The organism is Weissella paramesenteroides (assembly GCF_051903945.1).
GTDB classification, from domain to species: Bacteria; Bacillota; Bacilli; order Lactobacillales; family Lactobacillaceae; genus Weissella; species Weissella paramesenteroides_A.
On record NZ_CP192268.1, the window covers coordinates 1,332,406 to 1,345,500 of the forward strand.

A 13,095-nucleotide genomic window follows, 5' to 3' on the forward strand; every position below is an offset into this window, starting at 1 on the left:
GGACTACCATGGTGATTATCACAGCTGGTATGATCGGTGTTGGGAAAACCACACTTACTGATTTGATTGCAAAACATCTTAAAACACAAGCCTTTTTTGAGCCTGTAGGTGAAAATCCTGTGTTACCTCTTTATTATGCAGATCCAAAACAATATGGATTTTTACTGCAAATTTATTTTTTGAACAAACGCTTCGCAATGATAAAAAAGGCTTTGTCAGATGACAATAATGTCTTAGATCGTTCTATCTACGAAGATGCTTTATTCACCCAAGAAAACCATCGTGAGGGTAATATTTCGGATGCTGAATTAAATGTTTACATGACACTGCTCAAAAACATGATGGATGAGATTCAAACGATGAAAAAAGGACGTCCTGACTTAATGGTATTTGCTGATGCTGACTTTGATACCATCCTTTATCGTATTAAGAAACGTGGTCGTGACTATGAGCAATTTGAAGATAATGCTGATTTACGACAATACTACTTCAAGATGTGGTCAGCTTATCAAAAATGGTATGCAGATTATGATGCTTCACCAAAGATGAAAATTGATTTGCAAAAATATGACCTTGAAAATAAAGACAGTCAAAAAATTGTTTTACAACAAATTGATGACCGCCTAAAAGAACTAGAAAATATTTAATTGTTCACAGAAAAAGGACCTCAGAAATTTCTGAGGTCCTTTTTCTCAAATTGAAGTATAAATTTATCAATATTAGTGAAAATTGTAAGCCCCAATAAAGTCAGGTAGAAGATCTGTATCTGCTAAATTAGCAACTTGTACCTGTTGTCCTGGTTCAGAAGCAATTACATATTGTCCATTACCAGTATAAATTGCAACTTGCCAGGTTGCTCCATGACCACCCCAGAATAATAAATCACCAGGTTGGGCTTTGGCCAAAATATCTGAATTGTTTTGTACATCTTGCGTTGCAACATAAGCTTCTTCAGCAACTGTATAAGCAGGTATCGAAATACCAGCAGCTCGGTATGCTTTAGCTACTAATCCAGAACAATCCAGTCCAGCAGATGTCTTACCACCCCAAACATACGGAATATTTTGTGAAGCATATTTTAATGCTGCAGAAACGATATCATTTCTTTGCGTTTGCGTTAACGTACTACTATCGGTAATTTGGGTACTCAAAGCCTGTGTATTTGATAACGTAGAATCGTTGGCATCCTGAGATTCATTAGTTTGCTTAGCAGGTAACGCATCAAGAACAACATCACCATTAGTAAGTGCATGCAATTCAGTGTTTGTCGTTGTGGTTGCATTGCTATCTTGCTGGTTTTGTGTTGACTCACTTTCAAGTGATTGTACGCCCACATTCATGTTTGAGTTAAATGTTGCCGGTGTTGTGTCAGCTGTAAAATCACTCACAGATTGTTGCACAGGTTCAGCATATGTTGACTGTGTACTATCAGTTGAAGCAGCTGCATAAGTCGTCGTATCAGATGTCGTATCAGATTGCGTAGCATAAGTAGCCGCTTCAGAAGCATCATTTACTCCAGAAACTGGTATGTTAAGTGATTGTCCGATTTGTAACATATTAGTATCAGCACCTGGATTAGCAGCCTGTAAATCAGCAATAGAAATACCATTAGCCGCAGCTACTTGACCTAATGTGTCACCATCTTGAATCGTATAAATACTATTTGTCTCAGACTGTGTGCTATCACTGTTTGCCTCAGAAACCACGGCATCTTCAGCTGGTGTCGTCGAAACTTCAGTTTCTGTTGTATCTGTTGATGAGTCATCATAATATGCTGTTGTTTGGTCTTCTTGATTAGAAGTAATTAAAGCATCTGTCATTGCTTCAGACGCAACATAATCAATGTCATGTGTTGTTCTATTATCAGTGTGCTTTGATGCACCTTTAAAGGTCACTATCGCTGGATTTTTTGTTCCTTTTTCACGAAGAACATCTGACTTTGTTGTAATTTGACCATGACTTTGCCCAGTTGCCACTTCTTGAATAAAATTTGTCACATTTTTAAATTGGGAAACATGTTCCGAATCAGGGGATAAGTTGACAGCACCCCTGACCGCAGCTTGTACAACTGGCACTTGTGTGGTTGCCACAACACCTAGCGCACCAACAATTCCAGTTGCAATCACCTTCGTTGAAACCTCTACCATAGGCACAACTCCTCTCAAATTCTAATTGTTAAAGCCAAATTTAAATACACAAACACCAGCATATATTTAAACTTCATTTAACATTTATATCATACCTTAATTTTCCTTAAATTTTTAGGGGAACGTATGTTCTTTTTTATAAATAACCATAAAAAAGAACCAAGTACCTAAGACTTAACTAATCAGTTACAAACTAAAAGTCATCAATCCACCTAACAATCAGTGGATTGATGACCTTCTTAAGCGTGTTCCAAAGAGACTTAAGTTGGGACAAAAGAAAATGTGCCAACCTCTTATCGCTAAAATTGTACGAATTATAAGCCTGTAATTGTTATAGGATAAACGGGTTCCAAAAGTCTAAAGTCTCAATGTAACGCCATTCCCGCCCGTCACTTTACCACGGCCAAAAATAGCGCAAATCACGTTACACACCAACTTCAAAACGACTTTTGTCTCGCTCTCAGTCGCTTTAACCTAAATAATACTAATTCGTTGGAAAAAGCCGTGTTGCTTGAACCGCACGTTGCCATCCCTTATATGCAAGTTGAACTTGTTCTTGCCGTTCTGCAATTGGTTCTTTTAATTCCAAATGGTTAGTCTTTGGCAAGCCAGTCATATCTTCCCAAAAACCTACGCCTAGTCCTGCTAGATATGCTGCACCGAGAGCAGTTGTTTCTAATTGCTGAGGTCGCTTAACCATTGTGTTGATCAAATCTGCCTGAAACTGATGTAAGTAATCATTTGCTGCAGCACCACCATCAATTACTAAATTAGCTACTGCAATATTTGTATCATCTTGCATTGCATCTAAAACATCACGCGTTTGATAGGCAATTGATTCCAAAGTTGCTCGCACAAGGTCTTCTTTAGTCGTTGCACGGGTCAAACCAAACATAGCACCTCTGGCATTTTGATCCCAGTACGGTGCACCTAAACCTGTAAAAGCAGGTACCAAATAAATTGGATCAATATGTTGTTCACGAGCAATTTCGGCTAAATCTGAGGTCTCTTTTGCATTTTTAATTAGTTGCAATCCGTCTCGCAACCACTGAATTGCTGCTCCAGCAATAAACACAGAACCTTCAAGGGCATAAGTCACTTGACCATCAATACTGTAAGCAATTGTTGACAACAACCCATTAGTTGAAGTTGCAATGTCTTGCCCTGTATTCATGACAATAAATGATCCTGTACCATATGTATTCTTAACGTCACCCTGCTTAAACGCTTGATGGCCAATTAATGCAGCCTGTTGATCTCCTGCAATTCCCGCAATTGGTACTTGAATACCAAAGAAAGCATACTCAGCTGTATATCCAAATATACCCGAAGAATCGCGAACTTCAGGCAACATAGTGTGTGGTATACGGAATTTTTCAAGTAATTCTTTATCCCATTCCTTTGAATGAATATTAAACATCATTGTTCGTGATGCATTCGAATAATCAGTTGCATGAACCTGACCATTGGTTAATTTATATAATAGCCAACTATCTATTGTACCAAACAATAAATCACCTTTTTCAGCACGTTCACGCGCACCAGGCACATTATCTAATAACCACATAATTTTTGTCGCCGAAAAATACGCATCGACCCATAAGCCAGTCTTTTGATAAATATAGTCTGTCAACCCTTCAGACTTTAACCCTTCAGCAATTTGAACACTTTGCTTTGATTGCCAAACAACCGCTGGCGCAATTGGTTCACCCGTCAACCGATCCCAAATAACGGTTGTCTCTCGCTGATTTGTTAATCCAATTCCTGCTATTTTGTAAGGTGGTATATTGGCCTTAATAACAACCTCGGCCATTACTTGGCGCGCATCTTCCCAAATACCATTTGCATCATGCTCAACCCACCCCGGATTTTTAAAAATCTGAGGTAGTTCTTTTTGCGCCGTGGCAACAACTTGCCCATCTTTATCAAACAACATTGCTCGGGTACTAGTTGTACCTTGATCGAGCGCTAGTATATATTGCTCAGCCATCTATCTCCATAGCTCCTACTCTTATTTTTTCAATAACCAATCACTGATTATGCCCCTCAAAACAAAAAAAAGATGAAACACCTAATATGCTTCACCCTCCATTGTACGAAATTATTTCTCAGAACGCAAAACGCCACCGTCCATAAAGCGATTAGGTTGCATTTCATTTACAACCACTTTAACATTTTCACGTGGCACTCCAATGTGTTTTTCAATAGCGGTGGTGACATCAGTCATCATTGCTTTTAACTGTTCATCACTACGTCCTGCAACCAAATCAATATGAACTAATGGCATTATATATGTTCCTCATTAACTTTCTTATTTGTCTAGGTTAATTTTATCAGCTTCTTCACCGATATTCAACGCATCTGTAATTTGCGCTTTAGCAACTGTTCGTTCATGTCTAATCTGAGATTGTAGATCCTCATTCCAAAAATTATTAGACACTTCAACTGTGCTGACAATATTAATAAATGCATTAACATCCACAGATTTAACCAAATTTTGCATTTCTGTTAATTCATAACGAGATAATACCATCATTAATGTTGTATTGGGCTCTTGGGTATAGGCACCGCGTGAAGGCATAACTGTAATGCCTCGAATCAAAGCCTCTTGTAATGCCTTAATAACCTCATCTGGATGACTCGTAACAATAAACGCTGTTAACTTTTGATGACGTGTATGAATAGCATCAACAGAAACAGATGTTGCATAGATACCAATAATTGTATACATCGCGTTTTGCCACCCAATAAATGCACCAGCAACAACGACAATAAACCCATTGATAAACATGTTAATTGATCCAATTGATTTTCCCGTCGTCTTTTGGACAATCATAGCAACAATGTCCATCCCCCCTGTTGAAAAGCCCATCTTAAAGGTTAATCCAATCGAAACACCCAATAATAAACCACCAAACAAACCAGCCAAAATGGGTTCTTGAGTTACAAGGGAAGTCTTCGGCAATACAATTTGCATAAACGAAGCGGTAAAGTTATTCAAAAAAGATAAAATTGTAAACTCTCGTCCGGCATATATCCAGCCTGCAATAGCTAATGGAATATTTGTTGCCATAATAATTGCACCAACTTCAATATGTATACCAAATACTGAATCAAAAAATAAGCTTATTAGTTGAGCCACACCATTGAATCCACCTGAAAAGATGTTGTTGGGAATGAAAAAACTATTCATTGAGATGGCCACTAAAACGGCTGCTAAAATAAATACAATCGCCTTCATGCCATACTCTCGTACACGTGCCGTTATCACAACAACTGCCTCCTATCTTAAACCAAAATCATTTTTCTATTATCACATAAAAAAAGGTATTATTCCATATAGAACAGTGATTTATCGCGTTTTTTTAAGCTATACAAATTAACAGCTAATAAGCAGGGCCGACATAGGTCCCTATTAATACTGAAAAGATCATCAAGTTACCGACTTCAAAGCGGTAGCTTGATGATCCTGATCTTAACCCAAAGGACTAAAGCTGATTGTAATACTCTCTAAACGTTGCTTTATAGCTTAATCGTTTAATTTTGCTAAATATGTTACATTTTTCTTTTCGTCAAAGTCTTTTTCAGATTTTGAAATGACAATTGAAGCTGTTGAGTTACCAACGACATTAACGACAGTACGTCCCATATCAATCAATCGATCAACACCTGCAATAAATGCTAACCCTTGTGCAGGCACACCAATTGAAGAAACTGTGGCCAAAAGAACAACAAACGATGCACCTGGTACACCAGCCATTCCCTTTGAAGTAATCATTAATACGACTAATAAAGTCAATTGCTGTATTAGCGATAAATGAATATTATACGCTTGGGCCATAAACAACGCCCCAATGGCCTGATATATTGCAGAACCATCTAAATTAAATGAATACCCAGTTGGTACAACAAAAGAAACAATTCCTTGGCTAACACCAAACTTCTCCATTTTAGACACAATTCGCGGCAGCGTTGCTTCTGAAGAGGCAGTTGTAAAAGCTAGGATAATCTCATCGCGTAACACCTTAAATAAGTTTAATATATTAACGTTGTAGATTTTTAATACCCCTCCTAGAACGACAATCATGAAAATTATCATTGTAAGGTAGGCTACAAATATGAAATATCCTAATGACTTTAATGAGTTTAGTCCCATCTGAGCAACCGTAGCACCAATAAGCGCACCAACACCGATTGGCGCCAATTGCATCACCCAATTTGTCACTTTAAACATCACTTCAGCAACTGCATCCAGGACATCAATAATGATTTGTCCTTTTTGACCAATTGCAGCAGTTCCTAACCCAAAGAATACTGAAAATACGATAACTTGAAGCATCTTACTATCTGCTAATGATGCAAAAAAATTGGTTGGTACGACATCCATCACCGTTGACCAAATACCACCAGAACTGGCTGATTTTGCTGTGGACAAATAGCTACTAATATTAGTTGCTTGCAGATTATGCACATTCACATGAGCTCCTGGTTCAAAAACATTGCCAGCAATCATCCCTAATACGATTGCAATTGTCGATAATATTTCAAAATAAATTAAGGTCTTTAGTCCCACGCGACCTAACTTACGTATATCACCCATTTTTGCAATACCTACCGTTAGGCTAGATACCACAATCGGTAAAACAATCATTTGAATAAGACCAATAAACATTGTACCGATATTTTGCATCGCTGTAATAGCCATCTTATTCTTGAAGAATAAGACTCCCAGGACAATACCAATTATTAGCCCAAAGACAATTCGCCAGCCTAATCCAATATTACGTTTTTCTTTTTTTGTTTTTCTACCAACACTCACAGACTCAATCCCCCTAAAAATATATCTGCAAAAAAAGCCAACCCATGCAGGTTGGCTTTTTTACTAATAGTTTACCCTTATTAGCCGCGGCGTGCTTCTGAAATACGAGCAGCCTTTCCGTGCAATGCACGCAAGTAGTACAACTTAGCACGACGTACGCGTCCATGACGAACTACTTCAATTTTATCAACACGTGGTGAGTGCAATGGGAACGTACGCTCCACACCAACACCACTTGAAATCTTACGAACAGTATAAGTAGCTTGGATACCAGTACCCTTGCGCTTAATAACAACACCCTCAAAAATTTGGATACGTTCGCGTGAACCTTCGACAATACGTGCGTGAACACGAACTGAATCTCCGGCACGGAACTCTGGAATGTCTGTACGTAATTGGTCAGCAACCAACTTCTCTAGTAAAGCGTTTTGACGCATAATCAAATCTCCTCTTCGACAATCATTACACCACTCGGCCAGCGGATTATCGGGTTTTATTTTGTGCTAATAAGCACTGAATAGAATAATAACATATTTTTAGATACTTAACAAGCAGCTACTAATTAGTTTGCTCTTCTTGTTTGATTTCTTTTAACAGTTTTTGATCCTCAGCTGTTAATACATAGTCCGCTAATAAATCTGGTCGCCGTTGATATGTTCTACGTAGGGCTTCTTTATGTTTCCACTTAGCGATATTTGCATGATGGCCAGATAACAGAACGTCTGGTACCTTTAATCCCCTAAAATCGGCTGGCCGCGTATATTGCGGATATTCAAGGAGTCCAGTTGAAAACGACTCATCGACCGCAGAGCGTTCATCGCCCAGTGCTTCATCTAATAGTCGTACTGTCGCATCAATAACAGTCATTGCACCTAATTCACCACCAGTTAGGACAAAATCTCCCAGAGAAATTTCATCATCGACCAGAGTTCGTATACGTTCATCATATCCTTCATAGTGCCCTGCTATAATCGTCAAATGATCTTCTTTGGCTAATTCTTCAGCAATGCTTTGATTAAACGTCTTACCCGCAGGATCCATTAAAATGACTCGACCACGACTACCTGCTTCTTTTTCCACTGCATCCATTGCATCAAATAGTGGTTGGGGCATTAAAAGCATTCCTTGCCCACCACCATAGATTTCATCATCAACTTTATGATGCTTGTTGTCTGTATAATTTCTAAAATCGGTCACATTAAAATCAACCAAACCACGTTCGACTGTTTTACCAATAATAGATTCTCGCATTGGCGCAAACATGTTTGGAAAAAGGCTTAATACATCAATTCGCATGTTTAAATTTCCTCTAACAAATTTACTTTGGCAGTACCAGTATCTAAATCAATTGCCGTCACAACATCTTCAATGAACGGCAGAAGTAGATCTTCTTTACCCTTTGCATAAACAACCCAAACATCATTTGCGGGCATCGGCATAATTTCACTAACCTTACCAAGGATTTCATTGGTTGCATTATCAATAACATTGAGACCAATAATTTCATGATAATAAAACTCATCATCAGACAATGCCTGTTGTAACTCATCAGCAACAAAAACTTCGCAGTCCTTATATTGCTCAACATCATTAATATTCCCCATACCGACAAAACTAACTAACATAAATTGTTTATGTTGACGTGCGGTAGCAATTTGAACCGTTAAATTACCTTCTGGTGTTTGAATAATCAAGTTTTTGTTCTTTTTAAAACGTTCTGCAGGAAAATCTGTTGTTGGTACAATACGTACTTCACCACTAATACCATGTGTATTGACAATTTTACCGACTTTATAAAGTGCCATGTCTTCTTCCTTTTCAATAGTTCTATTAATTGTAGTATACCAGTAAAATAAAGCTAACTGAATAGGCAATATCCGGAATTATCTGATAAACTTTAACTAATAATTACAGCACAAGGAGGCCAATCAATGAGTATTAATCTTTATATTGTCAGACATGGTGAAACGTATATTAATAAGTACAAACGTATACAAGGATGGACTAATGCACCACTAACAAAAAAAGGAATTCAGGATGGCAAATCTGCTGGTATGCGTCTACAAAATATCAGATTCAACAGCGCCTACTCTTCTGATTTAGAGCGAGCCACAACTACTGCCGAAATTGTGTTAAATCAAAATAAACACACTGATTCAGGATTATTACAACCATTACCTGAACTCAGAGAACAATTCTTTGGCTATTTTGACGGCATCCCTAACACCATCGCTGCTCAAGCAATTGCCAAAAAACGCTCATTGCCCGAAACCACTACTTTTGCTAATTTAACCAGTAAATTAGGCCCTTTTGAAATCATCAATGCCATTCATGAAGCTGACCCAACTGGGGATGCTGAGACAGCAGATATTTTTTGGCAGCGACTAATGACCGGCTTTAGGAAAATTAGTACGGAAAATAATGATAACGATAACGTTCTTTTAATCTCACACGGTAGATTACTTAGTACATTAGGTCAACATTTTGCACAACTTGCTGGTGATCAAGCAGAACCTGACAATGGTGCAGTGAGCATTTGGCATCTCGACGATGATCAACTAGAGCTGCAGCTGTTTAATGACTTAAAAACAACTTGGTAGTGTGTTGAAAAATTTTATAAAAAAAGGAATCCATTAAATGGATTCCTTTTTTGGCTCTATACTTTCTAGCGTGAAACTAAAAATTTCACGCTTTTTATTTCGCCTTTTTCACAAATATAAAAAGACACCAATAATATACCGGCGTAAAATGTAATCGACGAAAAAAACAGATACGAGGTATTTATTGATGTCCATTAATGATTCTATCCTAAATTCAGTTGGTTTAACAGACAAAAACATTAAATTTTTAATTTCTGATAACGGTGATTTTAATGAATTAATGACCATAGGTCATGATCAACACCAAATCTTACGCTATCGCGCAACGTTAACGACAGTTCCAGAGCATTGTCCGCAATGTGGTTTCTTATTGTCGGGACATTTTTATCTGGCTGGTACCGATACTGCATCATACAAATTACCCACAGCAAACGGTTATCAACAAATTTTATTGTTAACCAAGCAACGTTATCAATGTCTACGTTGTAAAAACACATTTATAGCACAATCAAAAGATTTTATGTCCAATTCAACTATCTCACGGCCATTGTTACATCAAATTATTGATTTAGCAAAACGTGATATTTCCGAAAAAGATATTGCTTACATTTTGCATATATCACACAGCAAAGTTAATCGACTACTGCATCATGCCGCTAAAGCATATCGTACGAATTATACAAAATCATTACCTACGGTTATTTGTGTTGATGAAGTACTCTATGCAAAGCATCATTACGGTTTTGAAATGATAAATGGCACGACGAGTGATTTAATTGAGATTTTTCCAACCCGTACCAGTATAGATATTCGTAGGTATTTATCTAACTACGACCTATCTAATCGTCAACGTGTACAATACGTCGTTACTGATATGAACGCTAATTATAGCGCACCCTTACGGGTGATGTTTCCTAACGCTCAAATTATCATTGATCGTTTTCATATCATTCAATTAGCCATGAAGGCTGTACAATCCACACGTATCACACTACAACGAACAATTAATAATAAGCGTAGTCGTGTATATAAACTACTAAAATCTAACTGGCAATTCTTTATTACAGACCAGTCAAAGATAGACACAACGCAACCACGATGGTTCAAAGGAATTAATGAGTACCTATATCCACAAGATGCTCTACAACTTATCTTTGGTCTATCACCAAAATTCAAACAAGATTATAAAATATACCAAGCCGTCTTACGTGCGCAACGATCTCGTTCGTTTGATGAATTTTCAGTAATTTTATCGCAATACAAGCCCAATCACTCAGCAATGGACCAGGTGATTTTAACCTACAAGAAAAATCTAAAAAGTATCAGAAATGCCTTTTTACAAACACCTTCTAACGGACGTATTGAAGGCATTAATCGTCGCATTAAACAAATTGGCCGTACGGCATATGGCTATGGTAATTCATTGAATTATTTTTTCAGAATACGTCTACAACTATTCAATCGCAAACATATAAACGCTAGTTTTATGAACCTACTAACTAAAAAAAGCTTGCGAGTCTGACAAAATCATCAGATTCACAAGCTATATTTCACAAACTCTTTAGATCGATTTTACGATTTTTCACGCTATTTGACATAGAGCCCCTTTTTTCTATATTACTTTAAATATTCTAGACAATGAATAATTGCTTGGGTGACCAAAAGTAACCAAAGCCCTCATAAATGTCCATATATCAAGTCTCAAATTACTTTGAGTACTTAGCATTATGGTACTTTTCCATAATACCAGCGTTTGACAACAAGTTTTTAACAGTGTCTGATGGTTGTGCACCATTGTTCAACCATGACAAAACTAGTTCTTCGTCTAATTTAACCTCTGATGGTTGTACAAGTGGGTTGTAAGTTCCCACAGTTTCAATAAAACGACCATCACGTGGTGAACGTGAGTCAGCAACAACGATACGGTATACAGGGTGCTTCTTTGAACCCATGCGCTTCAAGCGAATTTTAACTGCCATATTTTAATTAATTCCTCCAATTGTTTTCTACATTTACAACTATAACAGACTTAACAAGTGCTGTAAAGTGTTTTCCCTTTACACTTTATAATTAACGACGCTTTTTCTTGTTTTTACGAATTTTTCGAGCCATTTGCTTCATAGCGATATTAGCCATCTTGCCTTTCATACCACCACCAGCTCCTGGGAAGCCAGCACCATTTCCGCCGCCACCCATTGCATTCATCATTTGTTCCATACCGGCCATGTTACCGTTCATCACACCGCTCATCATCTTTTTCATTTGATTAAATTGCTTAACCATTCGATTAACCTCAACAACCGGGCGACCTGCTCCTGCAGCTAAACGACGCTTTCGTGATGGATTCAAAACATCCGGATTTTCTCGCTCTTCGGGTGTCATTGACATCACAATAGCGCGGATATGTGCCATATCTTTTGGATCAATTTTTGCATTCTTTAAAGCTGGATTGTTTGCCATCCCTGGAATCATTTTCATAATGTCTTCAAGCGGACCCATGTTTTGTAATTGATCCATCTGGTCAATGAAGTCATTGAAATCAAAAGTATTTGATTTCATTTTCTCCATTGTTTCATTTGCTTGCTTTTCATCATAATCTTTTTGGGCTTTTTCAATCAAAGTCAGCAAATCACCCATACCAAGAATACGACTAGCCATACGATCTGGATAGAATATATCCAAATCCGTCATCTTTTCACCTTGACCGACAAACTTAATTGGCTTTCCAGTCACAGCACGAATTGATAACGCTGCTCCACCACGGGTGTCTCCATCTAACTTCGTCAAAACAACACCAGTAATGTTCAGACGATCATTAAATCCTTCAGCAGTTTCCACGGCATTTTGACCGGTCATCGCATCAACAACCAGCATAATTTCATCTGGATGTGCAATGTCTTTGACATCCGCTAACTCTTGCATCAGTTCTTCGTCAATCTGTAAACGACCTGCCGCATCAATGAAGACATAATCTGACTTTAATTCAGCTGCCTTCTCCATTCCGGCTTTTACAATCTCACGTGGATTAACATCAGTCCCCATATCAAATACAGGTACGTCAATTTGTTCACCCAAAGTCTTTAATTGTTCAATCGCGGCAGGACGGTAAACGTCGGCCGCAATCATTAATGGACGTGCATGCTGTTCATTTTTTAACTTTAGGGCTAACTTTCCTGCTGTTGTCGTTTTACCAGCACCTTGTAACCCAACCATCATAATAACTGTTGGTATTTTGGGTGACTTATTAAGTGCCACGGCTGACTCACCCATCATTGCCGTCAATTCATCGTTAACAATCGAGACAATTTGTTGCGCTGGATTAAGTCCTTCTAAAACCTTTGCACCAGATGCTTTTTCGCGTACATTACGTACAAAGTCCTTAACAACTTTAAAGTTAACATCGGCTTCCAATAAGGCTAACCGAATTTCACGCATGGTCTCACGTAAGTCTGCGTCTGTAACTTTCCCTTTACGACGTAAGCCACTCAAGGCTTTCTGTAGTCGATCTGTTAAACCTTCAAAGGCCATT

The 13,095-nt window shown here is 37.9% G+C and carries 13 protein-coding genes; 3 read left to right on the forward strand and 10 right to left on the reverse strand.

Features of this window, described 5'->3' with window-relative positions:
- Positions 1-8 precede the first annotated feature (8 nt).
- Complete coding sequence (locus ACQ4QH_RS06420; RefSeq protein ID WP_002828489.1) at positions 9-647, forward strand: deoxynucleoside kinase; 639 nt, start codon at positions 9-11, stop codon at positions 645-647.
- Between the two features lie 72 nt (positions 648-719).
- Here the strand turns inward: ACQ4QH_RS06420 and ACQ4QH_RS06425 are convergent, their stop codons facing one another.
- From ACQ4QH_RS06425 to rimM, 8 genes are all read right to left on the reverse strand, one after another.
- Positions 720-2,147 carry an NlpC/P60 family protein gene (locus tag ACQ4QH_RS06425; RefSeq protein ID WP_439818209.1) on the reverse strand — a complete coding sequence of 476 codons (1,428 nt, stop codon included), beginning with the start codon at positions 2,145-2,147 and terminating at the stop codon, positions 720-722.
- 484 nt (positions 2,148-2,631) lie between these two features.
- Complete coding sequence (gene glpK / locus ACQ4QH_RS06430; RefSeq protein WP_439818210.1) at positions 2,632-4,137, reverse strand: glycerol kinase GlpK; 1,506 nt, start codon at positions 4,135-4,137, stop codon at positions 2,632-2,634.
- Positions 4,138-4,248: 111 nt separating this feature from the next.
- Entirely contained in the window at positions 4,249-4,434 is a 186-nt protein-coding gene (locus tag ACQ4QH_RS06435; protein ID WP_002828492.1) for a 2-hydroxymuconate tautomerase, read from the reverse strand.
- A gap of 24 nt (positions 4,435-4,458) precedes the next feature.
- Positions 4,459-5,418, reverse strand: coding sequence for a YitT family protein (locus ACQ4QH_RS06440; RefSeq protein WP_439818211.1), 960 nt, complete (start codon positions 5,416-5,418; stop codon positions 4,459-4,461).
- A 258-nt stretch (positions 5,419-5,676) separates the two neighbouring features.
- Positions 5,677-6,966 (reverse strand): dicarboxylate/amino acid:cation symporter, encoded by a 1,290-nt coding sequence (locus ACQ4QH_RS06445; protein WP_439818212.1) that lies wholly within the window; start codon positions 6,964-6,966, stop codon positions 5,677-5,679.
- 80 nt (positions 6,967-7,046) lie between these two features.
- The gene (gene rplS / locus ACQ4QH_RS06450; protein WP_002828495.1) at positions 7,047-7,403 is read right to left on the reverse strand and encodes a 50S ribosomal protein L19; all 357 of its coding nucleotides are present in this window, start codon (positions 7,401-7,403) and stop codon (positions 7,047-7,049) included.
- 121 nt (positions 7,404-7,524) lie between these two features.
- Positions 7,525-8,262 (reverse strand): tRNA (guanosine(37)-N1)-methyltransferase TrmD, encoded by a 738-nt coding sequence (gene trmD, locus ACQ4QH_RS06455; protein ID WP_439818213.1) that lies wholly within the window; start codon positions 8,260-8,262, stop codon positions 7,525-7,527.
- A 2-nt stretch (positions 8,263-8,264) separates the two neighbouring features.
- Positions 8,265-8,771 (reverse strand): ribosome maturation factor RimM, encoded by a 507-nt coding sequence (rimM, locus tag ACQ4QH_RS06460; RefSeq protein ID WP_439818214.1) that lies wholly within the window; start codon positions 8,769-8,771, stop codon positions 8,265-8,267.
- Positions 8,772-8,897: 126 nt separating this feature from the next.
- On the opposite strand from rimM, the gene ACQ4QH_RS06465 reads away from it, so the two are divergent.
- Positions 8,898-9,566 carry a histidine phosphatase family protein gene (locus tag ACQ4QH_RS06465; protein WP_439818215.1) on the forward strand — a complete coding sequence of 223 codons (669 nt, stop codon included), beginning with the start codon at positions 8,898-8,900 and terminating at the stop codon, positions 9,564-9,566.
- Positions 9,567-9,753: 187 nt separating this feature from the next.
- On the forward strand, positions 9,754-11,088 hold the full coding sequence (locus ACQ4QH_RS06470; protein WP_439818095.1) for an ISL3 family transposase: 1,335 nt from the start codon (positions 9,754-9,756) through the stop codon (positions 11,086-11,088).
- A 184-nt stretch (positions 11,089-11,272) separates the two neighbouring features.
- Here ACQ4QH_RS06470 and rpsP read toward each other — a convergent pair whose 3' ends face one another.
- Both rpsP and ffh read right to left on the reverse strand, forming a co-directional pair.
- Positions 11,273-11,545, reverse strand: a complete 273-nt coding sequence (gene rpsP / locus ACQ4QH_RS06475; protein WP_002828499.1) for a 30S ribosomal protein S16 — start codon at positions 11,543-11,545, stop codon at positions 11,273-11,275.
- A 91-nt stretch (positions 11,546-11,636) separates the two neighbouring features.
- Positions 11,637-13,094 carry a signal recognition particle protein gene (gene ffh / locus ACQ4QH_RS06480; RefSeq protein ID WP_439818216.1) on the reverse strand — a complete coding sequence of 486 codons (1,458 nt, stop codon included), beginning with the start codon at positions 13,092-13,094 and terminating at the stop codon, positions 11,637-11,639.
- Between the last annotated feature and the right edge of the window lies 1 nt (position 13,095).